Source organism: Novosphingobium sp. YAF33 (assembly GCF_052113265.1).
Taxonomy (GTDB): domain Bacteria; phylum Pseudomonadota; class Alphaproteobacteria; order Sphingomonadales; family Sphingomonadaceae; genus Novosphingobium.
The window spans coordinates 17,327-43,880 of the sequence record NZ_JBFRCW010000021.1 but is presented as its reverse complement, the minus strand read 5'-3'; the positions used below and the strand labels follow the sequence as shown (position 1 = coordinate 43,880).

The following is a 26,554-nucleotide window of genomic DNA, read 5'->3' as shown; positions in this document are numbered from 1 at the left end:
CACGCCGGACCTTCTGATAAAGCTCCACTCTCTTCATCCTTCTCCTCCGCCCAAAAACGGAGGTTAGCAGGACTGGCCCCTTTTTATCCCGGTGCTCTCAGCCGACGGATGGCCCCTTTTATTACCGGTGTTCTCAGAAGCTGTCGAATGCTGTTCGGGAAGACCCTGAAAGGGTGTAAAGTTGATAGGACTCGCCGGCGGCATCGGCGACATTGTAGAAGAAGGCGCCGAACTTCGCGCCGGAGAGCTCGGTCGCGATATCCGTGATTGATTGGACAATCCGGTCAAGATCAAGGTCGCGCGAGATCACGTCGGCAACCCGGTTGAGCGTCTGCAGTCGCTCCGTTTGCTGGGCAAGGAGTGCCTCGGTCTTTTTGCGCGCTGTGATATCGCGGGCAATTTTGGAGGCGCCGATGGTAGAGCCGTCTGCGGCCTTGATCGGTGACACTGTAAGAGACACGTCTATCAGCGCACCATCTTTGCGCTGCCGGACAGTTTCAAAGTGCTCGACACGATCGCCCGTCTTGAGGCGACTGATTATCTCGTCTTCTTCGGCTTCTCGATCGGCCGGGATAAGCGTCCGAACCGATCGCCCGATGATCTCATCGGGGGCGTAACCAAAAATACGCTCAGCCGCCGCATTCCAATCGGTGATGATACCTTCCAGCGTCTTTCCGATGATGGCGTCGTCGGAAGACTCTATGATCGCGGCCAGGCGGTGTGCGTCCAGCGAAAGACCCTGCCCAGTGGGTCGCGGTCCGTGCATAGGGATCTCGGCGTCCGCAGCCATCAGGATCGGTTCCCGCTGCCGCCGAGCTCGGCAACCGCTAAAAGCAACTGGTCCATCTTGTACGGTTTATCGAAAACGCGATCGAACAGGTCGTTGCGCGATCTGGCTATGGAGCCTTGCGCGCCGGTAACAAGAATGATCGGGATGCGCTGGAGCGCGCTGTCCGCTTTCATTGCTTCTGCAAGTTCAAGGCCTGTCATCAATGGCATCATGAAGTCGGTGATGACCAAATCGGGCACGAAATTACGGACAAGCTTAAGCGCCGCCGCACCATGCCCGGCATCATGCACCTCGTGTCCGGCCTCTTCAAGGCTAACCACAAGCAGATCCGCAATCAGGAACTCATCCTCGGCAACTACGATCTTCATGGAGAACTCCACCGGGGCCTTTTGTCCATGGTAGCCGTCATGCTTCCAAAGGCTTGGCCAAGCCGGTTGAAATCCCGGTAGCTGGTTCGAACGGTCCCTTTATCGCCAAGCCGTGACCGTCGATATAGACTTCTTGCGGCGCTGCCTGGAAGGATTGATCACGGATCTTGAGCACAGACAGTGCCCGCTTGTACTCGGATCTGATTTCGACTTGTCGCATCATTATGAGGTTATCGAGCAGACTCGAGATCTCCGGCCCAGGCGCTGCTACCTCGGGCGCGAAAAGGTCACGCAACTCCCACGTTCCCACTGTGGTAACGCCCATGGCGCGCAGTTCGTTCGTCAGGGCAGCAAAGAATTCCACCATGCGCGGTCGATGCACCGCTGCGCGTTCGAAGCCGCCAAAGGAATCGAGGAACAACCTTTTCACCCCTCGAGCCGAAACGGCATCGAGAAGCCGATAAGCCATCTTGTCGATGAGGTTCTCGGTCAGCGGCTGCCAGAGAATTTCAACCTCACCTCTCTCGACATGGCCGCTAAGGTCCAACCCCAAGGCCTTCGCCTTCAATAACAGCCGGTCTGGAGATTCGTAGAAGCCAAAGTGGAGGCCCGGCTCCTCCTTTGTGGCCGCAGAGAGGAAATTTATGCCGAAGGAGGTTTTTCCGCAGCCCGAAGGCCCGATCAGCAGGGTGATCGATCCGCGGGGAAGGCCGCCATTCGTTATCTCGTCGAAACCGCTGATGCCGGAACGTAGGGGCCTCGGGTCGGGCTTGTCCTCGATCGACGGGGCGTGGAAGGCGGCTTCGATCCGCGGGAATACGCGGATGCCGTCGTCCGCAATTTCATATTGGTGGTATCCACCCAGCGCAGCGCTTCCGCGAGACTTGCGGGCCCGCAGACGGCGTACAGTGCGTACGCCGACGAGTTCTTCATGCAGTTCCAGCACACCGTCCACCATCGTGTGCTCGGGGCTGTCGTCTTGAACGCCGGCGCTTGTCAGAAACAAAACCGTACATCCGACGAACGCAGCTTGGCTCTGCACCTCGGCTACGAAGGTCTTTACGTCGAGGTCCGTCTCAGCGCGGTCTCTGGCATTCAAAAGGCCGTCGAAGACAATCAGCGACGCCCCCTGGCGCTTCGTCTCTTTACGAAGCAAACTGACCACCGCGCCGAGACCTTCCTTGCTGAGGGTCTGGAACACGCTGATATAAGAGATGTTGGTGCCAAGCTCCGCTTTCTCAAAGAAGCTCAGAGTCGACAGCGACTGAAAGAGTCGATCGTGCGTCTCAGCGAGCAGGGTTACGTACAGCACCTTCTTCCCGGCCGCCGCGGTGGCAAACGCGATCTGATTGCCGAGGATTGTCTTGCCCGCGCCCGGCTGCCCCTGCACGATGTAGGATGCCCCCTCAACGAAGCCGCCGCCGAAAACGGTGTCCAGGCCGGCAACTCCGGTCGAGAAACGGGGTAGGGACTGCGTCACGGATAACCTCACTAGCGCCTAGATGCCTTATCGGCCTGCCTCGGCGCTGATAGCAGGCATCGCCGCGGCCGTCTGCAATATGAATTGATTATTTTGCAGTTTGATCAGCTTACGTTTGGCTGAGGGCGGAAGCGTCGGTCAGCGCCTTCAGGCGCCTTTCGGCCGCAACTGCCCAGAGGACGACCTCTTGCAGACACCGGGCTCTGCAATGCCGGCATAAGGCTCGTGCCTGATTGCCACTAAGCCAGCGACAGGAACTTGGCGGGGGCCTCTTGCGGACAAATTCCGGAACAATTCGTGGCAGGAAGGACGAATGACACGCCTGGCATGAAAAGTCGAGATTTCCGATCAGACGCGGCAGCAAACCTCGAATGGTAGCTGGAGGTGCTACCAGCTGCTCAGGCTGGCTGGATGAGGCGCTTCTGCAACGGAGTACGGCTTGTCGGCACGCTTGCCAAAGAAAGCGATGGCGCGTGGCTGACCGTAAGACAGGTTTTAGAACCTGATGAGTTTCCGCTAACCGCTTCTTTTGAGGGAGGAGGGCAGAGCTCGCTCCGCGGGTTGCGGGCATCACCTGCCGAGTTAGCAAGCACTCCGCACCCGGGAGGTGGAATTTGAGCACTGGGCGACTTGAAAGGGCCAGCACCGAAAATACGGCGTCGGCAAAAGCTGGGCTGCGATTCGCGTGGCGATACCGCCAAAGATTGTCCGCTCACACGTTTCCTGCTCTTGCCTTTCGCATGGCAGCACGCAGCTGAGACGGAGAACTCGGCTTGGCGCAAATCTGCGCGGCGGGGTAGCGCGAACGCAAGTCCGCCTCGTTGGCATGCCCCGAATGGAAGATGAGCGGAATATTCATCTCTTGGAGCCGGTCGGCGGCGGGGAAGACTTCCCCATCCGGGAGACGCACATCCAGGATGGCAAACACCGGACGCTCCCGCTCAAGCGTCTGCATCGTGGCAGCGACAGTGCCGCAGTGCGTTGAAATGCCCAAGCCTTCCTCGGCAACTAGGTCTTCCAGATCAAGCACCACGAACAGTTCGTCTTCGACGATCAGGACCGTCTCGTTCATGATGCGATCACGCTTCCCGGCAATTGTAGGCGAAGGCAGAAGCGGCCTTCATGCACATCGCGCGATATCCGCGCGCCAAGCTGACGAACCGAAGTGGCGACGAGCAACGTTCCAAAACCCGACCCTTCAGCCACTTCAAGCGTATCCGCACCAACTTCGTCCCAGATCAATTCAATTCCGTCGGCGGCTAAAGTCCATTGGACCCGAAGAGTTCCCGCGCGGGGCCCCAGCACACCGTATTTCGCCGCATTGGTCGTCCATTCGTGAAGGATCAGTGCCAGAGAGGAGAGGCAGCTGCGCTCGATTCCGATATCCGGACCTTCGACGAGAATTTCAGAACGCCCTGCGTAAGCGGCCGTGGTGGTCTCGATGAGCGTGCGCAGCGCGATTGTTTGCTCTTCGCAGCCCGACGGCGCCGCAAGCGAGTGGGCGCGGCCTAATGCGGCAATGCGTTCCCGCAAGTCTTCACTATAGCTGCGCACATCTTCGTGCGATCTGCCCGCGGCCGCTATCATGCCGCTAACCACCGCAAACAGGTTCTTCACCCGGTGGTTCATCTCGCGCAGCATGAGGCCCCGCGTTTCTGCCACGGTATATTCCGCGGTCATGTCGATCGTCGCACCGACCAGGCGTCGCGGGCGGGATCCGATCAATCGTCCATAAAACTTGAGGTGGCGATATGCGGCATGGGCCGATCCGGGCTCTGAGACGCGGAAGGCCGCGTCGATATCCCGATCGTCGTAGAGAGCGTGGGCGATGCTGTCTTCGATCGCCGCGCGGTCCTCGGAATGGACCCGTTCCAGCACCTCGCCCAGGCCGAGCTCGCCCGCAGGTGCCAGGCACAGCTGTTTTCGGCTCGTTGGGTCCAAAATGACCTGGTCCTCGTCAGGGCGGTACTCCCAGATGCCGATTCCGCCGGAGCGAACGGCAAGGTCGAGTCGTTCCCGCTCGGCCGCCAAATCGTCCTCCATCACGAGCGCCACGGTGATGTCGGTGAGCACAAGCGTGGCGCCATCGATCGTTCCGTGCTGGGTGCGATAGGGCAGGACGCGCAGCGACATCGTCCGGCCGCCATCGCGGGTGCGCACCCGTCGGTGCAGCGGTTCTCCGCTTTGCGCGACCCGCCGAGCGTCGTCGAGATAGCTGCCGTCATCCAGGCGCGTTGCGACGTCAGCGAGCAAGCGGCCGCGATCGCTCGGCTGAAGGGGGAAGATTGAAGTCGCTGCTTCGGTGAAGCTGCGGATCCGAAGCTGGCCGTCGAGCACGATAACCGCAAGCTCGGTGGACTCGAAGAAATTGCGCAAGTCGGAGTTGGCGACGGTGAGTTGGTCGACTTTGCTCTTGAGTTCGTCATTGACGGTTGACAACTCTTCGTTCGTGGACTGAAGCTCCTCGTTCATCGACATCATTTCTTCATTGGAGCTTTTCAGCTCCTCGTTGGCGGTCTCCAGTTCCTCCACCGCCGTGCGAAGCTTGTGCCGCGTGAGGCGCAACTCCTCCTCGAGCGCTTCCATGTGATCGTCGCCCGGTTCGATCTCCGCATAGTCAGGGCCGTCGAAGGGCTGGAACGCGCCGCGATCGCGCAAGATCAGCAGCAGTGTACCGTCGGGCAGCGGCTCGCAAACGACTTCCAACGGCTGAACGCCGTAATCGGAGCGAACCTCGACATCGCGGGCTACTACGCGCTTACGGGCATCGCGCGCCTGGCRCACCAGCGGGCCGACGACATCGCGCAGTCCAGGCTTGGCGAGGGAGATCGCATTTGAACCGCCGGTTCGCGAAACCGGAAAATCGAAGTAGCGGCTCAGCTTGCCATAGGCGGCGAGGACCGCGCCGTCCTGATTGAGCACCATGGCCGGCGGCGCGTAGTTTTCTGCCAACCGCTGGACCGCGACCCCGGCTTCCGGCTGCTTGCGAGGGCTGTTGCGCGCGCCTGCCTCTTCACGGCGCCGCTGTGCTGCGTGTTCGCCGCCAGGAAGGTCCAGCGGATAGCTGGGGCTTCCCGGCCCGCGCTCAAAGATGCGGGCATGATGGTCGATGGCCGGAAACAAGTGGTCGAAGCGGCCAATGCTTTCCGAAGGGCCGAGGAACAGATAGCCGCCCTGACGGATCGCATAGTGCAGGATAGGCATGACCGATTGTTGAAGTCGGTCGTCGAAGTAGATTAGAAGATTGCGACAGGAGACCAGGTCGATGCGCGAAAAAGGCGGATCCTTGACGATAGAGTGGTTTGAAAAACGAATGAGATCACGAATTTGGCCGGAGATCGAGAACTTGTCTCCATGCGGAACCGTCCAGCGTTCGCGCGCCGGGGACGGAATGTCGGCCAGCGCCGAGGCGGGATAGAGGCCTTCACGCGCGATCTGCAACATCTGCTCGTCGATATCGGAGGCGAATATCTGCACCGGATTGGCCAGGTTCATGTGCCGGGCCGCCTCGGCAAATAGCATCGCGATGCTGTAGGCTTCCTCTCCGCTCGAGCACCCCGGCACCCACACGCGGACTTCGTCATCGACTGCGCGGTCGCGGAGCAGCGGCTCGATTACTTTCTCGCGAAGCGCCTCGAACAAAGCCGGATCTCGGAAGAAACGTGTGACGTTGATCAGCAGGTCGCGGAACAAAGCCTCGCGTTCGACGCTGTCGGAACGCACACGCTGTAGATAGCCGCTGGCCGAATCAATGCTCAGCACATGCATACGCCGCTCTACCCGGCGGACCAGGGTAGAGCGTTTGTAGCCCGAAAAATCGTGGCCCACCCCTTTGCGCAAGGCGGCGCACAGCTCGTCGACGTGATCGGCGACCAGTTCGGCCTCGCGCTTTTTTGGCTTCCCGCGGCGCCGAGCGAAGAAGGCGCTTAGGCATTCGATGATCTCGCCGGGCTGCTTGACGTAGTCCACCAATCCGGTGCCCACCGCGGAGACCGGCATACCGTCGTAGCGAGCGCTTTCCGGTGTCTGGACCACGCACACACCGCCGTGCTCCTTGATGGCGCGCAAACCCGTGGAGCCGTCGGCACCGGTTCCGGATAGTATGACGCAGGCGGCATCGGACTGCTTTTCGGCGGCAAGCGAAATGAAGAAATCGTCGATCGGCCGCCTCAACCCCCGCGGCTGCGCGAAGTCGGTTAGTTGCAAGCGCCCGTCCTGCAAAGCGAGACCCCGTCCGGGGGGTATTATATAGACGCGGTCGGGGCGCAGTTCCTCGCCCCCCTCGCACTGGAGCACGTCGAGCGGCGTGGCGCGGTCCAGGAGCTGCGCCAGCATGCTCTCGTAATTGGGGTCGAGGTGCTGGACGACGACGAAGGCCATTCCGGTCGGCAAGTGGGCAGCCGAGAGCATTTCGCGTAAAGCTTCTAGACCGCCCGCCGATGCGCCGATGCCGACAACGGGTACACTGGGGTGCTTTTTGGACATGATCACAGGATAGAGCTGTTGTCCAGGTTGGCTAGGGTGAGCTTGGCCTGGGCAATGGCGGTGGCGGAATTGGCGATGGTTGTAAGCGTTCCCTCAACGATGATCCCGCTCTCGGCGGCGATCGGACTTAACCGGGTCAAAGTATTACTGAGCTGCGCGTCATAGGCTCTGAGGCGATCGGGCTGTGCGCGGCTGACGTCGAATTGGGAAGCGAAGATGTAGCGCGCGCGGCCCGAAAGCGTGCGCAGGCGCGACATATAGAGCAAGTTGACGAAGGGCTCACCGTCCTTTCGAAAATTGAGGATCGGAGTTCGGACGCTTACCGCAGCATCGTCCTGCAGGAAGGCACGCAGCCGTGCGCGGCCTTCATGATCCCCGGCATTGCCTTGGAGAACCCGACAGTTGATTCCCGCCAGGTCGACCTGCCGGTAACCGGTAAGCTCCGTGAACCGGGCGTTCACCATGATAAGCTCATTATCGCCTGCAGGATCGCCCAGTGCGAGCGCGACCGGAGAATTCTCGAAGAAGGTAAGAAGTTCCTCCGGGACTGTCAGATCCGACAATTCGATACTCCTGAGGCAAGTGCGATCATAGCGGCGATCTCCTGTGAGAACAGAAAGCAGGGATGGCAGGCGCTGTGCACTATCTGCTGCAACAGGTCGAGACCTGGCGGCCTACCACATACCAGGCGGTGAACCCTTTGCCTGGCCCCTTATTCGGCCAACGAGCGCTGCCACAAGGTGAGCCGGGGGTGAACCCGCCGCCTGTGTCATCGTTTCCTTGCTGGCGGCACTCCAGATTGAACGGCCTTTTCGCGCTCACAGGCCAAAAATGAATCGCAGGAGGCCCATGATCCATCATCTGCACCATCTCAAACTGGAGGATCACCTTGATGCCAACAGCCCAGAGGATTGGGGCGATAGGGTTTGCCGATGGGTTTATGACCGCGGGCAAGCGAGCGATTTCACGACCTTGCGCGAGATAGCTAGACTTTTGCCTGAAGTCCGAGCGGAAAACGCATCGATGGATCTGCGTCTTGGTGAGGCCATCAGACAATCCAGCATTATCCGGTCGAAACCCATGGTGGCTTTAACGTGCAGGCAAGCACGACCCGGCAATGCGGCTAACACCAGATACGAGTTTCCAAAACAGGCATGTCCAGTTGGTTCAGCGCCGCAATAGTAAAGCCGACCATGTCGACTTGATGGTTGACCTGCAGACAAGGATCGTTTCTTGCGGCGCCGCGAAAGCTTAGCTTGAAGAAGTCCGATGATCCCCTCTCCGGCGCCATTCCATCGGTGATGTGAAAATCACCGACGGACATCGCAGCGCATGCCATGACCGGTGCGACCGGCGCTGCTGCACCGAAGACGTGATTACCGTAAGCTTCGCGTTTGTCGCTGATGTAACCGGCCGCGATATACACGATGAAAAAGGTGCCCTGGGCTTTGACCCAGGACACCATCATCATCTCAAGGGTATCGCTTAGAAGCGGTAGCCGAGCATCGCGGCAACTTGATGACGATCAGGCTGAATGCCGGTGCCTTCATAGTGACCATAGTCGGAGTAGCGGTATTCGACACGAGCAAGGAAGCCCGAGACGTTGGTCTCGACACCGGCGCCCAGACGGTAACCGTCCAGCTTGTCGCTGCCGCTAACGATCACAGCGCCGTCGTCATAGCTCGCTGTGACCTTGGCGTTGGTGTAGCCACCCTTTGCATAGACGAGGAAGCCGGGGACCAGTTCGCCGCCGAGGCGAACGCCGGCGTAAAGATCGCGGCCAGTCTTGAGCGATGCACGATCGCCGACGACGAACACGTTATCAGCGCTCTCCTTGACGTTCGAATCCGCATATTCGCCTTCGACACCCAGAACGACGCCCTTGATGTTCTTGTCGAAACCGACGACCCCGCCGAACAGAATGCCATCGTCGCTACCACCGCCGATCGGCGTATCGATACGGACCTTGTCCCAACCGGCCATTGCCGCAACATAGGGCCCATCGAACGGCACATTCGCGTCCTGTGCCATGGCGGGCACTGCTGCCGAGGCGGCCAAGGCGAGAGCGGAGACGGCAAAAAACTTCTTCATCTTAAATTCCTGCTTTTCAGTCATCGGCTTACCGATGCTGGTGAAACCGCCGCCCTGACAAAGAGTTTCATGGAGTGTTGCGCGCAATCCATATTGCGCGGACTTAGTGACATCTTTGCAACACAAATGATCCTTATCTCGATGGCAGCAGGGCAGGGCCTTACCTTGATCCATGTCGTCGTTGGCCCTGAGCACGAGTGAGAAAGCGTCGATCGCCCCCATCGAAATGCTGCAGGTGCAGGTAACCGAGATGCGCACCCTGCATCCGCGCCAGCGGCAATCCCTCACCGCATCGAAGGGCTTTTCCGTTATGCAATTAGCGCGGCAAAGAACAGGGCTTGTAAATCGCTGCGGGCAGGCGCCGTAAGGAGCGTTGATTGAACGCGCCGGGAGAGGAAGTGTGGATGTGTTCGCGAGTGCCGCAATAGCTTAAGGGCGGCATCCGGGTGTCGAGAATTGGCAGCCGAGGTAAAAGTAGGGTCGGCACTTGCAAAAGCTGCGTCGCTTGCCGACAAACTTGTCGATGGAGCAGGCCAGGACGACCTCACCGGGGGATCTTGCCAGCTTCCCTCCCTTGATCGAGACGCGAATAAACCAGAACCTTGGCCGGCGAGGGAAGCGATCAAATCAGCAGAACAACCCGATTGCAAAACGCCTGTTGATCGATGGCCACCATTCGGTGACTAAAAATCGCAGCTCACGAATTTAGACCGCAACTTTTCCCCGAGAAGGAGCGAACAGCAATGTGAAGGGGCAACCGCTGCACCTTCGGCCACGATCCATGCTGGAGCATTGCAATGAAAATCGGGAAGAACATCGTCACGTCGCTGGCATTTGGCCTATCGCTGGCCGCAGTGCCCACGCACAGTTTCGCCGCTTTGCCTCAAGGCGCCAAGGCGCCCGACTTTGCGCTGAGCGCTGCACTTGCCGGCAAGGAGTTCAGACTTTCGCTCCAAAAAGAGCTCAAGAAGGGGCCGGTCGTGCTCTATTTCTTCCCCGCCGCGTTCACTTCAGGCTGCACCGTGGAGGCCCACCTCTTCGCGAAAGCGACGGGCGATTTCAACAAGCTGGGCGCCAGCGTCATTGGCGTCACCGCGGGCAATGTGGAGCGCGTGACAGAGTTTTCAAAGTCGGAATGCCGAAACAGGTTCGCCGTGGCCGCCGATCCGGGCGCCAAGGTGGCAACGAAGTTCGACACGACAATGCAGGCCGCGAAACGAACGATTTCTAATCGGACGTCTTTCGTGATCGCACCCAACGGCACCATTCTGCTAAGCTATACCGACATGAACCCGCAGGCGCATATCGCGAAGACATTGGCCGCAGTCCGCGCGTGGAAAGCCAGGCATGGCTGATCAGCCCTCCGTCACCGCCCCTTCTGTCGCTTGCGAGACCTCACCATGCTTGTTGCCCTGATATCCGCTTTCCTCGGCGGATTGATCCTGAACCTTATGCCGTGCGTTTTTCCTATCATCTCCCTGAAGGCCTTCGGGCTCGCGCGGCAGGGGGGTGATCTCAAGCGGATGCGGCAGGAAGGGGTGGCTTTTTTCGCTGGCACATTGCTGGCAATGTTGGCCCTGGCCGCCGCGTTAATCGCGCTTCGGGCCAGTGGGCAAGCGGTGGGATGGGGTTTCCAGCTTCAGTCTCCCCTGGTTGTCGCACTGCTTGCGCTCGTGTTGCTTGGTTCTGCGCTTAACCTCGCCGGCATGTTCGAGTTCGGGCTCAGCGTCCAGCGTCTGGGGCAGGCGGCCGACGGGAAGGGCGGGCTCCTGGGTGCCGGACTGACCGGCGCGTTGGCCGTCGTCGTAGCAACGCCGTGCGCCGGGCCCTTTATGGCCGGGGCCATCGGTTTTGCACTGGTTCAGCCACCACTGGCCGCGCTCGAAGTTTTTGCCGCGCTGGGGGCGGGCGTCGCTGCGCCCTTCACGCTGCTCTCCTTCAGTCCGGCGCTCGCTCGGCGCTTGCCACGTCCCGGCGCTTGGATGACGACGCTGAAACAGGCACTTGCCTTTCCGATGCTTGCAGCGGCGGCCTGGCTGCTTTGGGTGCTGGCACAGCAGACCGGCAGCACTGGCCTAGCTGTGATGCTGGGCTGCGCGCTTCTGCTGGCATCTACCTGCTGGATCTACGGCATCGCGCAAAGGCGCAGCATGACCGGCCGCCCCGCCGAGCGCCTTTACGGCCTCACCCTGTTAGGGCTGGCAAGCATTGCAGCCCTCTGCGCCTCTCCGGGCGGCGCGCTTCGCAAGCCGCATACCCCGGCACAGGCACAGGCACAGGCCAGCTCGAGGCCCCTTGAAAGCAAGCCGGTACCGTGGTCGCCCGAAGCCGTCGCGCGGGAACGTGCCGCGCGGCATCCTGTCTTCGTCGACTTCTCCGCTGAATGGTGTCTGACCTGCAAGGTCAACGAGAAAGCCGTGCTCTCTACATCTGCGTTCAAGGCAGCCATCGCCCGCACGGGTACAACCTACATGGTCGCGGACTCGACCAATTATGATCCGCGCATCGAGCAGGCTATGATGGCTCTAGGCCGATCCGGGCTGCCGCTTTACCTCGTCTACCCCGCGAAGGGTGGCGACCCGGTTGTGTTGCCGCAAGTATTGGATACGGCGACGGTCCTAACGGCCATGGAAGCGGCGTCGGGCAAGAAGGTTTGACGAATGACAGAGCGAACCCCTGCCTCCAGACGGATCGTCGCGCCGGCGTGACCGATCCGCTCCCCCTTGAGCATGCATGGCCCAGTCTGATGCGGCGTGCGCAGGATGGCGACCAACAAGCCTACCGACTTCTTCTGCGCGCGCTGGTGCCTGTCCTGCGAGCGCGTGTCCGCCGCCGTATCTTCGATGACGTTCTGGCGGAAGACGTGGTGCAGGACGTGCTGATCACAATCCACCGATTGCGCCATACTTACGATCCCGAAATGCCGCTGCTGCCGTGGGTGTCGGCTATCATCTCTGCACGTTCCGTAGACGCCTTGCGGCGGCAGGGTCGCTCGCGGAACCGCGAGGTTGGTGATGACGAGGCACTTGGTGGCAGTGCCGATATCCCGGCGTCGGCCGCCTTCGCAAACCTTCATGCGCAACGGGATCTCGCGCGCATGCTGAGCATCCTACCCAAAAGGCAACGACAAATGGTGGAACTGGTGAAACTGCAGGAATTGTCTCTCACCGATGCGGCGCAGGAAAGCCGGCTCTCCGTTTCCGCCGTCAAATCCTTACTGCACCGGGCGCTAATGCGGTTGCGCGAACATGGAAAGCAGACCCATGGTTGATCATGACACCCTGATCGATAGGCTTTGCGAGGAAGCCGCACCGGTGCGCCGGGTGGCGTCGATATGGCGCCGAACGCTCGTTTGGGTTCCTGTCGCTCTAGCGCTAGGCTACTTGGCGAGCGGCTTGGTTCATCGCACAGCGACGGACTGGCACGCACCGATGGCGGGCATCGCCGCTGTCAATATCGGTCTTTCCTTGGCATTCGGCCTCGCCGCTTTCGCAGCCGCCTTGTCCATGAGTATTGCCGGCAGCATCGCACGGATAAAGATATGGGGCTTGGCGATCATTGGGGGCTGGCTGGCTTTGTCTGCGTATAGCATCGGTATTTCCGCGCAGCGAGCAGAACACTCGGGCGAAGGAAGCTATTGCTTCACCTTCGTTGTAATCGCAGGAGTTCCTATGGTCGCCGTCGCCATTTTGGCGCTGAGGCGAACCAGGTCGCTTCGCCCCGTCCGATCCTTGGGGCTCGCCGGAACCGGCATTGCATTTCTTTCATTCGGGCTGCTGGCCTTTTGCCATCCGGTCGCGCTGTCGGCGGCAGACTTCGTTGGCCACTTAGCGGCAGGCCTCTCCCTGGCCGGGTTAACGATCGCAATCGGGCTCAAAGCAGTCAAAGTATGATGGCTGCAAGCGTTCTCGACATTCGGCAGGCTGGTTGCCGTGGCCATAAACCTACCACGACCGGCCCATAGCGCCTTGGCCGGAGCAGACCTTTCGCTGACATATTCGGCGTCGAACGCTTCCATTTTGTCTGCTAAAACTATGACGATCTCGTTCTCCCTCGCAGGCGAGCCCACACTCGTGACCGACACAGTATCGGTCTCGGACAGGCCATTGCTGTCGCTTTTGCCGAGGCTGGCGTCGACGTGGCTCTTGCCGGTCGTAGCCAGCCTACCGGGTCGGCTCGATTAACACCTATGAAAATTATGGCGAGCCGCGAAACGTCTTGCTTACACTTCGCGCCGGTTACTGATGCATTCGGCGCCTTGTCGGCCATTTATGCCCTGGACGGACAAGGCGCTCGTTCAGCAGATAAATAGCGGAGCTTCGGCATCCATAGAGTACAAACGGGAGCCATTCACAGGGGAGTTCTGAACCTGAGCATCGGGATTTGACGTCCGAACGACGACAAACGGTCGGCATCATTGAGGGCGAACGACAGGTATGGGACTTTGCGCTCTGTCCGCTTCGGAGCCGCGATAATGGGATAGCGGTCGTTCTCGCCTTAGGATGCTGATTTCAAATTCAGCCAAAATAGCCGCCGTTCGGGCGGCCGCTCAGCATCCCTGAGAGCCGCCGTACATTCAACTCGCCAGCTACGGCGACCGCTAGCTCGTTCGCCGCCTCCGTTCGGCACAACCCCGCCACTGGATCTCGGCGAAGGCATGATCGGGCCGCTACGCTACTACTTTTCTCCGATAAACTTTGCGCGCGCCAATGGTCCAGCGGGGGGCAGGAATGGTAATACCGCCGAAGTGAACTTCCTTCACTACCCAGCTTAAGCTCAAACAATCGGCGCGACCGCCGCCGATTTCACGCTCGCCGGCGGGAAGCGCGCGCGACTAGGTCGCCTGAAGCCAAACATGCCAAAGGTCGATGGCACCCGGGGCATTGTCGGGCGGCGATTTGTGGTTAAAATTAAAGCCGCGCCCATGCCGCGAGCACCCGACATCGATTGTGTTGCCGAGCGCGACTGGTCCCATCTCGACGTTGTAGGTCTCGGCGTGGCCCTCTTGTCCAAAATAGACCGAAAGTTTCGTGGATATCGTCGAACCGTCCCGAACATAGCCGAGCATGAATGCCTCGCGGGCGCCCCAGCCATATTCTCCAATGAGAAAGCGGCGCACGCCCTGCGAACAGTACATCGCCTCGGTCTTGGTGTTTGCCTAGCAGCTTGGCTTCGGCCACCAACGGAAACCGGGCGGATCGACAGGTGAGCCAAATCGAAAGATCGGGCTGCTTTTCAAGATGCGAGCCGTCGAAACTGATGCATTCGTCGCTGCGTCCGACGCAGCGGACAAGACTGCGCCATAAGCCTGTATCATCGTCAGCCTCGTCCACCATCGCGTTGAGCCGGCTTACCAACAGTGCCGTGACTTCGGGCTCGGATCCGGTTTCTACCGTATCGGGCCATTCGTCGCGGACGTGCGCGAAGGCGGCCGCCAGGGTCTCGGCGAGCACGATCATGATCGGTGCGGCGATCGACGGCAAGGGAAGGTCGAGGCCGCGCGTCAGTTCGGCGACCTGATCCGGCCGCGGCGTCAGCACGGATTCGCTCATGCTGCGTCTTTTCCCGTGATGAAGTCGAGTTCGTTCCAGACAATATGCTGCGCTAGGAGCCGCGCCTGCGTCGCAGTCCAATAGCGCTGCTGAGCAAGTCGCGCGACGAAAAGAACTTCGGGAGCGGCGTGCAAAACCATTTCGGTTGCCGCGCTCGCGTCGGCGAGAGCAAGCAGGCCCTCCCATTGGCCGGGCAGACCGGTCGAGGGCGTGCTGCCGGCCCGCTCGATATGGATCCCGCACCATGGCGAAAGGGATCGGGTTTGTATCGGCTTTGCCGTGACCACCGTACCGAACCGCTTCGCCCAAGGCGCGAGCTCTCGCTCGAGCTTCGCGCAAAAGTCCGTCAAGTCTCGGGGATGTGCTTGCGCGGAGACCTTCGCGGCGGTGAACGGCGCGTTGTAGCCGAGAGTGTCGGAAATGACCTGGAGATCGGCTGAGCACAGACCGTAGAGTTTGGCGACCCATTGATCGACATCGCTCCACGATGCTCTATCCGCCGCAAGGTCTTCGAAGAGCGAGCAGAGTTCGGCGGACTGGGCCTCGCTGAACCGGCGCAGGTCGGGAACGGGAAGCCGGCTGAGCGCGGCCTTCTCGACGACATCGCGTTCGAACCCGAACTTCCCGCTCGTGATCAGCGCAAACCACAAAGTGAAACGACTGCCCAGTATGGGGCGAGAAACCGAACCAGCGTCTGGCTGGATCCAAGGGTGCCCGTGCTGAAGCCGTAGAAGCTCTCATTATAGGCCGCAGCTTTCGCGGTCACGCCAACACGCAATCTTTCGCGTCCGGCCGGCGGTGACTGATGCACGAGCGCGATCGGACCTCCGAAGAGCGCCGGATCTCTCGGATCGTGGATCCGGCGATGCTGGAATGGGAACAATCGGTTGATGTCGATCAGAATGTTATCGAGGCTGTCGGCCGTGATGTCGGGAAGGCCGTGCAGGTAGTCCGCCGGCGCCCCTGGCTTGCCATCGCCGTACTTGCGGATGCGGCTGCTCGGCTTAAGCGTCTGGTAGCCATTGCCGGCACCGGTCAGGTATCCCGTCGGCGACCCGCCGACGAGATCGCTCCACAACTCGGCGAGCGTCGAAAACCCCTTGCGTCTGATGCGTTCGACCAGCGAGAGGTCCGCCTTGGTGCCGCGGAACAGGATTTTCAGCAATTCGGGCGTGCGGGCCAAGTCCTCGGTGGCTATGATCTCGGCGGCATGGGCGTCGACGCGCATGCTGCCGGCCACATTGAGCGATGATTCCAGGCGCGGGCTGATCAGGCGGAATCCCGCGCTCGGACCTGGGACGCGATTGGCCGCGAGCAGCAAGCAAAAGGGTGCGTCGATCTCGGGCCATGATCGGGTATGGCTTACCCTACAGCATGGCCAAGATCATCGCATCTCGGTCGATGAGAAAATGTGCACTCAGGTCACGGGCGCGATCAAAACCGCGCCCATTAGGTGCCGGATCAGGGATGCGACGCTGCTCAATCGCCCCGGGAGTACCTGTTATCCTGCTGAATATGGACAAGCTGATACGTCTGCCTCAGCCCCCACGATCCACACCACAGCCCTTTTACCCATAGACCAGTGGATGGGGTCCGCGGGTTCCTCCATGTCAGGATTCCGTACGCAAGCGCCCGAAATCCTTGGGCGAGTTGTCATCCGCAGAGACTTCGCCGAATGGCTGATTCAACCGAGAGCTGCCATTCGCAAGCGTTCCGGAAAGGATGGTGAAACAAGAAAGTCGCTAAGCCAGGGCTGCGAGGCATGCCGCTAGGGTGTGAAGTCGCTCGCTAGGAGAAGATTCCTAGGCGACGGGCTTTGGTGCCCGTTGAGGCTTTGGAATTAAGTACGGCCTCTGCAGTGCGGAACTTAATTACAAGTCTCGGTCAGTCGGCCTGGAGGGCAAGTAGGCCGCCTGAACCGACAATCTGACTTGGGGTGAAGCGCTCGGCAACTGCACTATCGAAACATCGAGATCAGGTCATGCCGGAGAGACCGGAGGCCCGGCGTGCCGGGCCTCCCACCAATCAATAATCCATCGCCGGCATCGGCGCGGATTTCTCCTCCTTCGGCACCTCAGCGACGAGCGCCTCGGTGGTGATGAGGAGCGAAGCGACCGAGGCGGCGTCCTGCAGCGCCGTGCGCACCACTTTCGCCGGATCGATCACGCCCGCCTGGACGAGATCCTGATACTCAGCGGTGGCGGCATTGAAGCCCCAGTTGTAGTCGGAGCTTTCGAGCAGCTTGCCGACGATATAGGCGCCATCCTCACCGGCGTTCTCGGCGATCTGCCGAGCGGGCGCACGCAACGCCCGGCGGATGATGTCGATACCGGACTGCTGGTCGTCATTGGCGGCCTTCAATCCATCCAGCGCCTTGATTGCGCGGAGCAGCGCGATGCCGCCGCCCGGCAGGATGCCTTCCTCGACCGCGGCCCGCGTCGCATGGAGCGCGTCGTCGACGCGGTCCTTCTTCTCCTTGACCTCGACCTCGGTTGCGCCGCCGACGCGGATCACCGCGACACCGCCGACGAGCTTGGCCACGCGCTCCTGCAACTTCTCGCGGTCATAGTCGGACGTGGTGGTCTCGATCTGCTGGCGCAGCTGCGCGACGCGGCCATCGATATCGTCCTTCTGGCCCACCCCGTCGATGATCGTCGTATTATCCTTGTCGATCGTCACCTTCTTGGCGCGGCCGAGCATGTTGATCGTGACATGCTCAAGCTTGATGCCCAGATCTTCGGAGACCGCATTGCCGCCGGTCAGGATCGCAATATCCTCCAGCATAGCCTTGCGGCGATCGCCGAAGCCCGGCGCCTTGACCGCGGCAATCTTGAGTCCGCCGCGCAGCTTGTTGACGACGAGCGTAGCGAGCGCCTCGCCCTCGACATCCTCGGCGATGATCAGCAGCGGCCGGCCGGACTGGACGACCTTCTCGAGCAGCGGCACGAGCGCCTGCAGGTTCGAAAGCTTCTTCTCGTGGATTAGGATGTACGGATCGTCGAGCTCGACCTTGAGCTTCTCAGCATTGGTGATGAAGTAGGGCGAGAGATAGCCGCGGTCGAACTGCATGCCCTCGACCGTCTCGAGCTCGGTTTCGAGGCTCTTGGCTTCCTCGACGGTGATCACGCCTTCGTTGCCGACCTTCTCCATCGCTTCCGCCAGGATGCGCCCGACCTCCTCGTCGCCGTTAGCCGAGATGGTCGCGACCTGCGCGATCTCGCTGTTGGCGCCCACCTTCTTGGCGCGGGCTTCGAGGTCCTTGACGACCGCGCCGACGGCCAGGTCGATGCCACGCTTGACGTCCATCGGGTTCATGCCAGCGGCGACGGCCTTCGAGCCCTCGCGCACGATCGCCTGGGCGAGAACGGTCGCGGTGGTGGTGCCGTCACCGGCCTTGTCGTTCTGCTTGTTCGCGACCTCGCGCAGCATCTGCGCGCCCATATTCTCGAACTTGTCGGCGAGCTCGATCTCCTTGGCGACGGTAACGCCGTCCTTGGTGATGCGGGGAGCCCCGAACGACTTCTCGATGACGACATTGCGGCCCTTGGGACCCAGCGTCACCTTGACGGCGTTGGCCAGCGTATCGACGCCGCGCAGCATGCGGTCGCGCGCGTCCGACGCGAACTTCACTTCCTTGGCAGCCATCGCTGCTACTCCTTTCTAATGTCCTTCCTGATGGTTAGAGGGATGGCAGGCGGGATCAGGCCGCCTGCTTGAGAGGCACGATGTTGTCGATCACGCCGAGGATGTCGCTTTCCTTCATGATGAGCACATCCTCGCCGTCGACATTGACCTCGGTGCCCGACCATTTGCCGAACAGGATGCGGTCGCCGGCTTTGACGGACAGCTCGACAAGCGCTCCGTTATCGTCCCGCGCGCCGGGCCCAACGGCCACGACTTCACCTTCCTGCGGCTTTTCCTTGGCGGTGTCGGGAATGATGATGCCGCCCGAGGTCTTTTCCTCGGCTTCGATGCGGCGGACGACCACACGGTCGTGCAAGGGGCGGAAATGCATGCATAACCTCCAGATGCAAAACAGGTTGCGATGTCCCTGCCGTTCATCTGAACGACAGGTTCGCGTGAACTAGGAAAAGAGATTTTCGGGTTCAAGAGGGCGAAAGAAATTTTTTGGCACTCATCTCCCCCGAGTGCCAATCCAGCCCTTCCAACAACATGGCCGACATCTTCCCTCTTGACGCGACTCAGACCAGCACCAAAATCTCGAGCCGCGTGCGGCACTGCCCGCGCATGAGAAAGGAGCGACACAAGGAAAGGAGCCACGGCTATGTCGCAGCCATTTTCCCGTTACTTGCACCCCTTCGATGTTGCGGATCATCCGAGCCTGGAGCCGGAGGTAAAACGCGCCATCCTCGCCTCCTGGGCGTCCGACCGATCTGCGGTGAAGGACCAGCCGGCGATGCGAAAGCCGCCCGGCGCCAAGCGCGCCGTCCCGATCGATGAGGTCTTCGCCGCCATTCGATCGCTCGATGAGCCACGTACTGACGGCCGACCGCTGCAATGAACGATCGCGGTTTCATTGCGCAGCTGGAGGGCTACGGTCTCACCACCGCCGAGATCCATTATTACCGGCCCGATGCGCCGTCGCTTCTCCAGCTGTTCATCTGGCAGGAATATGATCTTGCGCCCGATTTCCCCGTGCTGTTCGATTTCCTCGACCATTGGCGGCGCGAGATCGACGCCGCGCTCCATTCGGTCCTGATCGCCCATGGCCGGCTGATCGGACCCACCGAATGGCGCGTGGTTGATGGCATCATCCCGCTCCCATGACAGGCGGTCTTGGCGAGCGCTGGCGCCGGCGAGGCGGACGGACGGTCGGCCTCGTCCTTGCCTTCGACCCCATCACGGAATTCGCGCTCACGCTGCTGTCGGTGCCGCCCGATGAGCTGGAAGCGTTGGGCTGGAGCTTCGCCGACCGCAAGCGGCTCCTCGATCATTTCCTGCGATCCGGCAAGGCAGCGCAGCGGGTGCCCCGCGATGCGCTGGGGCAAAGCCTGATCACGCTGCGGCTGCCTCGGCGGGACCTTGCACCGCTTCAGCGTTTCGCCCGCCGCGAACTGCCCAAGGCCGCGTCCAACGCCGCCATGCTGGGCCGGGTGCTTCGGGTGCTCGACGAGGCCGCATAGCGGCTGATTCAGCCACCCAGAAACGGCGCGGCCGCGAGACCGTCGAAGACGAACTGGACAGCGAGGCCGGCGAGAAGCACGCCGGAGATGCGGCCCACTACGTCGGCTCCGGTGCCCCCGAGCAACAGGACAAGGCGGTCGGCTGCGAGCATCGCGAGCCAGGTCAAGACGATGCAAACGACGATCATCGCGAGCACGCCGCCCCCTTCAATCCAGTTCCCGGTACGGCCCATGACGAGCACGGCGGCCGAAAGGCTGCCTGGACCCGCGATCAAGGGAAATGCCAGTGGAAAGACCGCGATGTCGCCAGGCCCTTCGGCTTCCCGGCGCTCCCCCTCGCTGATCGACGAGAGTCCGGGGCTGGAGAAGGTGAGGGTCAAAGCTTGGAGGAAAAGGAGCACGCCGCCGGCCACCCGGAACGCGGGCAGCGAGATGTGCAGGAGCGAAAGAACGACGCCGCCCGCCACCGCGAACAGCAGCAGCACGCCGGCGGCGATAGTGACCGAGCGCGTGGCGAGGCTGATCCGCTCTCTACGGTGAATCCCGGCCGTCAGGCCTGCGAAAACCACCGCCGCCTCGATCGGGCCGATCGTGACGAGCAGGGTGATGAAGCTTGAGAGGATGCTGGCTGATATGTGCATGGGTTAGGCAAGGGAAAACTTGCATAAGGGAGCGGCACTTACGCCGCTCCCTTATGCCTCAGGTGGCTTTGAATGAACTGCCGGGATGCCGACAGCAGGCTGCGTCATGTGCGATGCATCCCGTCAATTCGGTTCGGGTGGGCGACAGTCGCCGGCGGCGCTTCGCGGCAGTCACCGGAGCTGTTCGATACGACCTTCGGTTGCTCCCCCGAGCCGACAGAGGTGACCTGAACGCTTCGGCTGTAGGTGCTTTTTCCGTTGATCGTCGAGACGAAACTGTAGCTGACGGTCCTCAGAGGCAGGCTGCGCAACGCCGTCAGTTCGATCTTCCCGTCTCCGGCCATTGCCGGGAGCGGCAAGGCGCGGACCTGGCGCATCATCACGTCGCTCTGCCGGTACATGTCGGCCGCGATCCGATCGAACAGCGCGAATGGGGCCGGCTCGAACGGATCGAGCCAGGCGATCGGTGCCACGCTGGAGGCAGGCGCGACCGTGATCTTGGGCGCGATATCTCCCTCATATTCTATGCGGTCGACCCTACCGTCAGGCAGACCGACCTTCATCACATGGCTGCCATGGCTCGCCGCCAGCGCAGTACCGATGGCGGCGACCGCCGCCACGCCGGCCAGGACGGCTGTACGAATTTTTCGCATCAATCGTATCCTCTGATCATGGTGAATGTGAAAATGCCTTTCCCCCGCCGCCAACCGCGGTTCCCGAGCCCCGGGGCGCTATCAAGCGTAGCCGGATACCGGCTGCAGCATCGCGCGTGCGGACCCGTCGGCCAGCGACACAGCACCGGCGCCGGTTCCGCTGGCAGGCGACTGGGAAGCGGATGCCGGCGACCCGGCGCGCCATGGATCGAGAAGTCCAATCCCTGGCGCCGGCAGTAGTCCGCTGCGGTCTCTAGGTCGGGAAAGCGCAGATCGATCGTCTCGAGCGGATCGCCGCCGCCGGTCCATCCGGTCAAGGCATCGGCCACTGGCCGCCAGCGCGGCGCAAAGCGCACCCGCCATTGCCCGCGCCTGCCCCGTCCGCCCTGGTTGGTCGCGCGGGGCACCGGCTCGATCACGGCCTGTGCATCTAGCGGAAGCGCGCTCGCCGCGCATGGCCCAACGTGGTTATCGTTGGCGATTGGCCCGGGACCGAAGTCCCGGGCCAGGCCGTCAGGCCGCCTTGCCATTGACCGGGATGCGGCGGACATTTTCGTTCGCCGCCTCCGTCTTCGGCAGGGTGACTGTCAACACTCCGTTCCTGAAGGTTGCGGCGGCGTGGTCACGGTCGATACCCTGCGGCAGTCCGATACGCCGTTCGAAGCGGCCGTAGCTGCGCTCGGTATAACCGCGGTCCTTGTCCTCGACTTCGGACCGCTTCTCGCCCCGGAGCGTGAGCACACCATCTTCGACGGAAATCTCCACGTCCTTCTCGTCGAGACCCGGCAGTTCCGCCGTGACGCGGATTTCCTTGTCGGTCTCGCCGAGTTCGACATGGGGCCAGTCGGCAGCGCGGTCGAACCCAGCCAATGCGGGTACGCCGAAGCCGCGGAAGACGTCGTCGAACAGCCGGTTGACCTCGCGGTGGAGCGAGAGCAGCGGGTGGGTATCACTGTCGCGGCCGCGCTCGGCGCTGACCGGGACGGGGAGCCGATTTTCCTGCCGGCTCCAGGGAATGAGATCACGAATTGCCATGATTGTCATCTCCTTTTCTGGCTGGAATGAGCAAGGCCTGCCGGCCCGCCAAGGGCGCGCCGGCAAACCTTTTGGTTAAGAATCAGGCCGCTTCGCGGGCCTCATCCCTGGGTGCTTCGATCTGATCCTGGGCAACCTTGCCGCCAGCGATCTCGATCCGTCGCGGCTTCATCGCCTCGGGCACCACGCGCTTGAGAGCGATGCTCAGCAGGCCGTTCTCGAAGCGGGCATCGCCAGCTTCCACGAAGTCGGCTAGCTGGAAGCGCCGCTCGAACGCGCGTGCGGCGATGCCGCGATGCAGATACTCGCCCTGTCCATCGTCCTCGGCACGCTTGCCGGTCACGGTGAGTAGGTTCTGCTGGGCCACCACCTCGATGTGCTCGGGGCGGAAGCCGGCGACCGCCAGCGTGATGCGATAGCTGTCGTCGCCTTCCCTCAGAATATCGAAGGGTGGATAGCCGTCGTCTTCACGCGCGCCGGCTTCGAGCAGGTTGAACAGCCGATCGAAGCCCACGGTCGAACGCCGATAAGGTGCAAAGTCAAAAGCAGTGGTTCTCATTTCCAAATCCTCCTGATTGAGCAATTCGGGCATGAGAAACGCCGGAGAGAGCCGGCGCTCTCAATGTCCACCGGACCCGGTTTCCAGCGTCCGGCGAGGAAAATCTAGGAAGCACAAAACGGGTTTCAAGAGGCATTTTTTCGGTTGGCCCGCCGTTTCGCCTCCTGCCCTCAGGCGATCCAACTAGCCGCCTAAAACCATGTGAAATCGCCCCATTGATCCATAGGCGCGGTATGATCATCGGCCGGAATGGCGTGATTTTGGTACCCGATGGGTGATGTCGACGTCGAATGGGAGGGGCGCCATGCGTCGAGCGGCGGCCGGCGGAACTAAGACGAGCTTTGGTGCGCCAAGACGCTCGCGTGCTTCTAACGTTCTGACTGTGATCCGCCGGATACTTCCGTCGGGTTCGGCCTCCTTCAGGCTATGAGGATATAGACCGCGCTCAGCCCGCGCTTGCGAGGAGAACCGGGATCATACCGGCTTTGAAGCGGAATGTCCGTCGTCAGAACATTTGGCACAACTCGCGGCGTAAATTAGCGGAGTGCAGGCCTCGTCTGGGGGTTGATGTTAGGCGGCGAGCTGCGGTGTTGCAAGCGCGGGTGCTCGATGGTCTGGCGTTTGATCCTTTCGCGTTGTTTGATGATGGCTGGTGCCCTGCCGAAGTAGGCGTCGGCAGGCGTCACATTGTTCAGGCTCTCGTGGTAACGCTGGTGGTTGTAATGCTCGACGAAGGCCTCGATCTGGGCCTCGAGGTCGCCGGATAGGAAGTAATTTTCCAGCAGGATGCGGTTCTTCAGGGTCTGGGAATGCATCGGTGCGCCGCGCACATGGCTCATCTTCTGGGCCTCAATGTATTCAGCCAGTTCGCCGGCGATGTAGCTGGGGCCGTTGTCGCTGAACAGTCTGGGTTTGTGCAGCACCGTGGCGCTGTCACAGCCCGAGGCCTTGAGGGCGAGGTGCAGTTATCGGTGACATCCTCGGCGCGCATGTTGGTGCACAGTTTCCAGGGGATGATGTAGCGCGAGAAGTCGTCGAGCACGGTAGACAGATACATCCAGCCCCATCCGATGATCTTGAAGTAGGTGAAGTCGGTTTGCCACATTTCGTTCGGGCGGGTGGTCTTCATATGGAACGCATCGGCGGCCTTGATCACGACATAGGCTGGACTGGTGATCAGGTCGTGGGCCTTGAGCAGGCGGTAAACCGTGGATTCTGACACGAAGTAGCGCCTCTCGTCGGTGAACCGCACCACCAGTTCGCGCGGGCTGAGATCGGTCGCGTCAGCTTCCAGTGCCATCTCGATGATCTGGTCCTGGATGTCTTCGCCGATGCGCATGAGCGCGAACCTGTTCGCCGCGCAGCTGCGCAGCGGGACTTTGGTCGAGGTGGTCGAGGCCACGCTCGCCCGCCACGGGCTTGCGCCGGGCGATCTAGAGCTCGAAATAACCGAGACGATCGCACTCCGTCATGAGGACAAGGACCTGGCGCCACTGCTGAGCCTCTGTGACCGTGGGGTCGGCATCGCGTTCGACGATTTCGGCACGGGCTTCGCGTCGCTCAGCGCACTCATGGACTTTCCGCTCACCCGCCTCAAAATCGATCAGAGCTTCGTGCGCGATGTGTGCAGCAACCGCCACAGCGAAACGATCGTGCGCAGCGTCATCACCATCGGCCGCAGCCTCGGGTCGGACGTCATCGCCGAGGGCATCGAGACCGAGGAGCAGATTGCCCGTCTGCGCGAGTGACGCTGCGCTTCGGGCCAGGGCTATTTCTATGTCAGCCCGGTATCGGCAAACGACTTCGCTCGTACCTTTCTGGGAGATGCTCCTGGCGCCGATACTCGGATCGCGCGTTGGTCTGAGGGCGCCGATCGGCAGGGCCGACGACCAGCTGTTACACGATGCGCGGACGATCGCTTTTGACAGACTTGGACGTTCGCGGCGACCGGCGCGAACGACGTAATGGTCGGAGGCTGCTGCCTGCGTGAACGACCGAAAATGGGACGCGTTGCCGCCAAAGGGTTTGCTGCACACGGAGCGGCAGCTTCTGGCGACAGCTGCCGTTGGAGGCTCGACCCGTTAACGGCGCATGTTGGTCGCGACCTGCCGGTCAGCGGACCTTCCGCACCTCGGAAACTGAAATCCGGTGCTGAGGGTCTGAAATGTCGAAGGGTCGTCTAATCGCGCGTCATAGAGCAAGTCCTTTCTGTGCCTAGTTGATATTCAGCATCATGGCGCTATCGCTGTATGCCGGGAGCAGGGTCGTCTTCGCGGTCGGCATGAGCCGCCGCATGATGGGCTTCGCGGGAAGAGCCTTCCAATGTTTCGGGCGCACTCGGCTTAAATAGCTGTGCAACCCTTCGAGCGGAATGGCTCGGCCCACGTCCCCGGCAGGGACATGACGCCGGCGTTCAGATCATGAACGCCAAGGAAAAATGAGCAAAACGCGGGCAGTCATGCTATTGCAACTATGGCTGGATCGAAGAGTTCGCCCGATTTGAGCATAGTATGCATAATGACGGCCAGTTTGCGGGCAACGGCGACCGCAGCGCGCTTGAAGCCAATCCGTTCCCTGAGCTTCAGACCCCACTCTCGCAGACCGCTATCGGCCTGGCTGCGGGTGAGAACAGTCACCGCCGCCTCGTAAAGTAATCCGCGAAGGTGCTTGTCGCCGCGCCCGGGAATATGGCCGTCGTAGTCGATCTCACCCGATTGATAACGTCGGGTCGTCAGCCCGAGCCAAGCTCCCACTGACCGGGATTTCCTGAAGTTTGCCGGATCTTCAATGGCCGCCATGAACGAAGTGGCAGTGATGCTACCGACCCCTGGGATCGACATCAGGATCTGACAGTCTTGGCTTTGCCGCGCCTCACTAATTAACTGGCGGCTCAGTTCAGCCACATGCTGACGCAGGCTGCGCCAGCTTTCGAGAAGGGGCAGAATGATCCGAGCCAGAGATGCCTCATCCGCCAATAGATCCCGGACATTCTTCTCGAAGACGCTTCCTCAGCCCGCGGCGCCTGGCCGAAGACATGGACCTGCGCCACCTGTCGCGCGCTACGCAGCGCAACTATCTGCGGGATGTGGCACGGTTCGCCACTTGGCTGGGCCGTCCTCCCGCACTCGATCGCCTGGCCGTGCCTGATGGGCACAATCCAGAAAGCCACTCATATGGAAGGGGATGTTGTCGCCAACATCACTCATGAGCCGACCCCGGACCTTGTCCCATGTGGCAAGTGCGACATGAAAGTCAGGCTCACCAACGATGAGCACGGGCTGCCTCTTATCCGCAAACCATTTATAGGTTCCACCCTTCGCCCGACGGACAGATTCGAGCAGGTAGTTACCTAAGGAGCCGACCAGACCATCGATCTCTGTTGCACCGAGCTCCCCAACATATTGATGAGCCTCGGCAAGCATCTGCTCGACTAGCGAAAGCTTGAAATCGAGTAATCCAATGTTCCACCAGGGCGCGATTGAGACATTGAAACAGCTCGCTCGGCCGCCGATCGAACGTCTTGCATTAGTTCGTCCACGAATATCTCCAGTATTCTGATACGCCGATTTTGCACTAACTGAAAAGTCCGCTGGACCTATCGCCATGTCGTAATGACGCGCGGCTATCCGAAGGGCGGCGGTGTGGAGGGCGAGACCCGCCTTACGCGCGTCTGGCGCGGCTTCGACCGACGGACCATCCAGCATGAGCACTTCGGCGCAAATCGTGTCGCCGTCTTCGCGATCGATGTTTCGGAGG

General features: G+C 61.2%; 27 protein-coding genes and 2 pseudogenes. 8 read left to right on the top strand and 21 right to left on the bottom strand.

The annotated features are described in order from the left end of the window. Window positions 1-133: 133 nt before the first annotated feature. From AB4Z00_RS24880 to AB4Z00_RS24845, 8 genes are all read right to left on the bottom strand, one after another. Window positions 134-790 carry a PAS domain-containing protein gene (locus AB4Z00_RS24880; RefSeq protein WP_442047659.1) on the bottom strand — a complete coding sequence of 219 codons (657 nt, stop codon included), beginning with the start codon at window positions 788-790 and terminating at the stop codon, window positions 134-136. Further along, window positions 790-1,158 carry a response regulator gene (locus AB4Z00_RS24875; RefSeq protein ID WP_442047658.1) on the bottom strand — a complete coding sequence of 123 codons (369 nt, stop codon included), beginning with the start codon at window positions 1,156-1,158 and terminating at the stop codon, window positions 790-792. The genes AB4Z00_RS24880 and AB4Z00_RS24875 overlap by 1 nt, the downstream gene beginning before the upstream one ends. Before the next feature lie 37 nt (window positions 1,159-1,195). Continuing rightward, window positions 1,196-2,638 (bottom strand): ATPase domain-containing protein, encoded by a 1,443-nt coding sequence (locus AB4Z00_RS24870; RefSeq protein WP_442047657.1) that lies wholly within the window; start codon window positions 2,636-2,638, stop codon window positions 1,196-1,198. A gap of 712 nt (window positions 2,639-3,350) precedes the next feature. Further along, complete coding sequence (locus AB4Z00_RS24865; protein ID WP_442047656.1) at window positions 3,351-3,710, bottom strand: response regulator; 360 nt, start codon at window positions 3,708-3,710, stop codon at window positions 3,351-3,353. After that, window positions 3,707-7,123 carry a chemotaxis protein CheB gene (locus AB4Z00_RS24860; protein ID WP_442047663.1) on the bottom strand — a complete coding sequence of 1,139 codons (3,417 nt, stop codon included), beginning with the start codon at window positions 7,121-7,123 and terminating at the stop codon, window positions 3,707-3,709. The genes AB4Z00_RS24865 and AB4Z00_RS24860 overlap by 4 nt, the downstream gene beginning before the upstream one ends. Window positions 7,124-7,125: 2 nt before the next feature. After that, window positions 7,126-7,686, bottom strand: a complete 561-nt coding sequence (locus AB4Z00_RS24855; RefSeq protein ID WP_442047655.1) for a PAS domain-containing protein — start codon at window positions 7,684-7,686, stop codon at window positions 7,126-7,128. Window positions 7,687-8,246: 560 nt separating this feature from the next. Continuing rightward, window positions 8,247-8,594: a hypothetical protein gene (locus AB4Z00_RS24850; RefSeq protein WP_442047654.1), complete on the bottom strand. Its 348-nt coding sequence runs from the start codon at window positions 8,592-8,594 to the stop codon at window positions 8,247-8,249. 14 nt (window positions 8,595-8,608) lie between these two features. Then, window positions 8,609-9,436 (bottom strand): outer membrane protein, encoded by an 828-nt coding sequence (locus AB4Z00_RS24845; RefSeq protein WP_442047653.1) that lies wholly within the window; start codon window positions 9,434-9,436, stop codon window positions 8,609-8,611. A gap of 575 nt (window positions 9,437-10,011) precedes the next feature. On the opposite strand from AB4Z00_RS24845, the gene AB4Z00_RS24840 reads away from it, so the two are divergent. The 4 genes from AB4Z00_RS24840 to AB4Z00_RS24825 are packed head-to-tail and all read left to right on the top strand — an operon-like array spanning window position 10,012 to window position 13,107. After that, the gene (locus tag AB4Z00_RS24840; RefSeq protein WP_442047652.1) at window positions 10,012-10,569 is read left to right on the top strand and encodes a peroxiredoxin; all 558 of its coding nucleotides are present in this window, start codon (window positions 10,012-10,014) and stop codon (window positions 10,567-10,569) included. A 45-nt stretch (window positions 10,570-10,614) separates the two neighbouring features. Continuing rightward, window positions 10,615-11,871, top strand: a complete 1,257-nt coding sequence (locus AB4Z00_RS24835) for a protein-disulfide reductase DsbD family protein (protein WP_442047651.1) — start codon at window positions 10,615-10,617, stop codon at window positions 11,869-11,871. A gap of 47 nt (window positions 11,872-11,918) precedes the next feature. Continuing rightward, the gene (locus AB4Z00_RS24830) at window positions 11,919-12,485 is read left to right on the top strand and encodes a sigma-70 family RNA polymerase sigma factor (protein ID WP_442047650.1); all 567 of its coding nucleotides are present in this window, start codon (window positions 11,919-11,921) and stop codon (window positions 12,483-12,485) included. Continuing rightward, window positions 12,478-13,107 (top strand): DUF1109 domain-containing protein, encoded by a 630-nt coding sequence (locus tag AB4Z00_RS24825; RefSeq protein ID WP_442047649.1) that lies wholly within the window; start codon window positions 12,478-12,480, stop codon window positions 13,105-13,107. The genes AB4Z00_RS24830 and AB4Z00_RS24825 overlap by 8 nt, the downstream gene beginning before the upstream one ends. A 1,017-nt stretch (window positions 13,108-14,124) precedes the next feature. Here AB4Z00_RS24825 and AB4Z00_RS24820 read toward each other — a convergent pair. The 5 genes from AB4Z00_RS24820 to groES all read right to left on the bottom strand — a co-directional run bounded on the left by AB4Z00_RS24820 (window position 14,125) and on the right by groES (window position 18,781). Continuing rightward, the gene (locus AB4Z00_RS24820) at window positions 14,125-14,766 is read right to left on the bottom strand and encodes a hypothetical protein (protein ID WP_442047648.1); all 642 of its coding nucleotides are present in this window, start codon (window positions 14,764-14,766) and stop codon (window positions 14,125-14,127) included. Continuing rightward, window positions 14,763-15,416 carry a hypothetical protein gene (locus tag AB4Z00_RS24815; RefSeq protein ID WP_442047647.1) on the bottom strand — a complete coding sequence of 218 codons (654 nt, stop codon included), beginning with the start codon at window positions 15,414-15,416 and terminating at the stop codon, window positions 14,763-14,765. Before AB4Z00_RS24815 ends, AB4Z00_RS24820 begins: the two co-directional genes overlap by 4 nt. Further along, window positions 15,401-16,087, bottom strand: coding sequence for a hypothetical protein (locus AB4Z00_RS24810; protein ID WP_442047646.1), 687 nt, complete (start codon window positions 16,085-16,087; stop codon window positions 15,401-15,403). The genes AB4Z00_RS24815 and AB4Z00_RS24810 overlap by 16 nt, the downstream gene beginning before the upstream one ends. 704 nt (window positions 16,088-16,791) lie before the next feature. Then, complete coding sequence (gene groL, locus AB4Z00_RS24805; protein ID WP_442047645.1) at window positions 16,792-18,411, bottom strand: chaperonin GroEL; 1,620 nt, start codon at window positions 18,409-18,411, stop codon at window positions 16,792-16,794. Between the two features lie 55 nt (window positions 18,412-18,466). After that, complete coding sequence (gene groES, locus AB4Z00_RS24800) at window positions 18,467-18,781, bottom strand: co-chaperone GroES (protein ID WP_442047644.1); 315 nt, start codon at window positions 18,779-18,781, stop codon at window positions 18,467-18,469. A 270-nt stretch (window positions 18,782-19,051) separates the two neighbouring features. On the opposite strand from groES, the gene AB4Z00_RS24795 reads away from it, so the two are divergent. Genes AB4Z00_RS24795 through AB4Z00_RS24785 form a run of 3 tightly spaced genes read left to right on the top strand, consistent with a single transcriptional unit; the run spans window position 19,052 to window position 19,910 of the window. After that, complete coding sequence (locus AB4Z00_RS24795) at window positions 19,052-19,288, top strand: hypothetical protein (protein ID WP_442047643.1); 237 nt, start codon at window positions 19,052-19,054, stop codon at window positions 19,286-19,288. Continuing rightward, complete coding sequence (locus AB4Z00_RS24790; protein ID WP_442047642.1) at window positions 19,285-19,554, top strand: usg protein; 270 nt, start codon at window positions 19,285-19,287, stop codon at window positions 19,552-19,554. The genes AB4Z00_RS24795 and AB4Z00_RS24790 overlap by 4 nt, the downstream gene beginning before the upstream one ends. After that, on the top strand, window positions 19,551-19,910 hold the full coding sequence (locus AB4Z00_RS24785; protein ID WP_442047641.1) for a hypothetical protein: 360 nt from the start codon (window positions 19,551-19,553) through the stop codon (window positions 19,908-19,910). Before AB4Z00_RS24790 ends, AB4Z00_RS24785 begins: the two co-directional genes overlap by 4 nt. Window positions 19,911-19,918: 8 nt before the next feature. Here the strand turns inward: AB4Z00_RS24785 and AB4Z00_RS24780 are convergent, their stop codons facing one another. From AB4Z00_RS24780 to AB4Z00_RS24755, 6 genes and pseudogenes are all read right to left on the bottom strand, one after another. Beyond that, complete coding sequence (locus AB4Z00_RS24780; RefSeq protein WP_442047640.1) at window positions 19,919-20,551, bottom strand: MarC family protein; 633 nt, start codon at window positions 20,549-20,551, stop codon at window positions 19,919-19,921. A 104-nt stretch (window positions 20,552-20,655) separates the two neighbouring features. Next, complete coding sequence (locus AB4Z00_RS24775) at window positions 20,656-21,258, bottom strand: hypothetical protein (protein ID WP_442047665.1); 603 nt, start codon at window positions 21,256-21,258, stop codon at window positions 20,656-20,658. Beyond that, window positions 21,204-21,734 carry an NADH dehydrogenase ubiquinone Fe-S protein 4 gene (locus AB4Z00_RS24770; RefSeq protein ID WP_442047662.1) on the bottom strand — a complete coding sequence of 177 codons (531 nt, stop codon included), beginning with the start codon at window positions 21,732-21,734 and terminating at the stop codon, window positions 21,204-21,206. The genes AB4Z00_RS24775 and AB4Z00_RS24770 overlap by 55 nt, the downstream gene beginning before the upstream one ends. Beyond that, on the bottom strand, window positions 21,718-22,239 hold the full coding sequence (locus tag AB4Z00_RS24765) for an Hsp20/alpha crystallin family protein (protein ID WP_442047639.1): 522 nt from the start codon (window positions 22,237-22,239) through the stop codon (window positions 21,718-21,720). The genes AB4Z00_RS24770 and AB4Z00_RS24765 overlap by 17 nt, the downstream gene beginning before the upstream one ends. Window positions 22,240-22,321: 82 nt before the next feature. Then, window positions 22,322-22,798, bottom strand: coding sequence for an Hsp20 family protein (locus AB4Z00_RS24760; protein ID WP_442047661.1), 477 nt, complete (start codon window positions 22,796-22,798; stop codon window positions 22,322-22,324). A gap of 536 nt (window positions 22,799-23,334) precedes the next feature. After that, window positions 23,335-24,134 (bottom strand): annotated as a pseudogene (locus AB4Z00_RS24755) (DDE-type integrase/transposase/recombinase); the annotation flags it as partial. Window position 24,135: 1 nt separating this feature from the next. Here AB4Z00_RS24755 and AB4Z00_RS24750 point away from each other — a divergent pair. Further along, entirely contained in the window at window positions 24,136-24,546 is a 411-nt protein-coding gene (locus AB4Z00_RS24750; RefSeq protein ID WP_442047660.1) for an EAL domain-containing protein, read from the top strand. 708 nt (window positions 24,547-25,254) lie between these two features. On the opposite strand, the pseudogene AB4Z00_RS24745 reads toward AB4Z00_RS24750, so the two are convergent. Together AB4Z00_RS24745 and AB4Z00_RS24740 are read right to left on the bottom strand one after the other, a co-directional pair. Beyond that, a pseudogene (locus AB4Z00_RS24745) lies at window positions 25,255-25,806 on the bottom strand (IS110 family transposase); the annotation flags it as partial. A 51-nt stretch (window positions 25,807-25,857) separates the two neighbouring features. Continuing rightward, window positions 25,858-26,508: a hypothetical protein gene (locus AB4Z00_RS24740; protein WP_442047664.1), complete on the bottom strand. Its 651-nt coding sequence runs from the start codon at window positions 26,506-26,508 to the stop codon at window positions 25,858-25,860. Window positions 26,509-26,554 lie beyond the last annotated feature (46 nt).

Coding starts and splice junctions, on each gene's coding strand:
- AB4Z00_RS24880 (WP_442047659.1), bottom strand. CDS start 790: ATGGCTGCGGACGCCGAGATCCCTATGCACGGACCGCGACCCACTGGG.
- AB4Z00_RS24875 (WP_442047658.1), bottom strand. CDS start 1,158: ATGAAGATCGTAGTTGCCGAGGATGAGTTCCTGATTGCGGATCTGCTT.
- AB4Z00_RS24865 (WP_442047656.1), bottom strand. CDS start 3,710: ATGAACGAGACGGTCCTGATCGTCGAAGACGAACTGTTCGTGGTGCTT.
- AB4Z00_RS24850 (WP_442047654.1), bottom strand. CDS start 8,594: ATGATGATGGTGTCCTGGGTCAAAGCCCAGGGCACCTTTTTCATCGTG.
- AB4Z00_RS24845 (WP_442047653.1), bottom strand. CDS start 9,436: ATGGGGGCGATCGACGCTTTCTCACTCGTGCTCAGGGCCAACGACGAC.
- AB4Z00_RS24840 (WP_442047652.1), top strand. CDS start 10,012: ATGAAAATCGGGAAGAACATCGTCACGTCGCTGGCATTTGGCCTATCG.
- AB4Z00_RS24835 (WP_442047651.1), top strand. CDS start 10,615: ATGCTTGTTGCCCTGATATCCGCTTTCCTCGGCGGATTGATCCTGAAC.
- AB4Z00_RS24825 (WP_442047649.1), top strand. CDS start 12,478: ATGGTTGATCATGACACCCTGATCGATAGGCTTTGCGAGGAAGCCGCA.
- AB4Z00_RS24820 (WP_442047648.1), bottom strand. CDS start 14,766: ATGAGCGAATCCGTGCTGACGCCGCGGCCGGATCAGGTCGCCGAACTG.
- groL (WP_442047645.1), bottom strand. CDS start 18,411: ATGGCTGCCAAGGAAGTGAAGTTCGCGTCGGACGCGCGCGACCGCATG.
- groES (WP_442047644.1), bottom strand. CDS start 18,781: ATGCATTTCCGCCCCTTGCACGACCGTGTGGTCGTCCGCCGCATCGAA.
- AB4Z00_RS24795 (WP_442047643.1), top strand. CDS start 19,052: ATGTCGCAGCCATTTTCCCGTTACTTGCACCCCTTCGATGTTGCGGAT.
- AB4Z00_RS24790 (WP_442047642.1), top strand. CDS start 19,285: ATGAACGATCGCGGTTTCATTGCGCAGCTGGAGGGCTACGGTCTCACC.
- AB4Z00_RS24785 (WP_442047641.1), top strand. CDS start 19,551: ATGACAGGCGGTCTTGGCGAGCGCTGGCGCCGGCGAGGCGGACGGACG.
- AB4Z00_RS24780 (WP_442047640.1), bottom strand. CDS start 20,551: ATGCACATATCAGCCAGCATCCTCTCAAGCTTCATCACCCTGCTCGTC.
- AB4Z00_RS24770 (WP_442047662.1), bottom strand. CDS start 21,734: ATGGCAAGGCGGCCTGACGGCCTGGCCCGGGACTTCGGTCCCGGGCCA.
- AB4Z00_RS24765 (WP_442047639.1), bottom strand. CDS start 22,239: ATGGCAATTCGTGATCTCATTCCCTGGAGCCGGCAGGAAAATCGGCTC.
- AB4Z00_RS24760 (WP_442047661.1), bottom strand. CDS start 22,798: ATGAGAACCACTGCTTTTGACTTTGCACCTTATCGGCGTTCGACCGTG.
- AB4Z00_RS24750 (WP_442047660.1), top strand. CDS start 24,136: ATGAGCGCGAACCTGTTCGCCGCGCAGCTGCGCAGCGGGACTTTGGTC.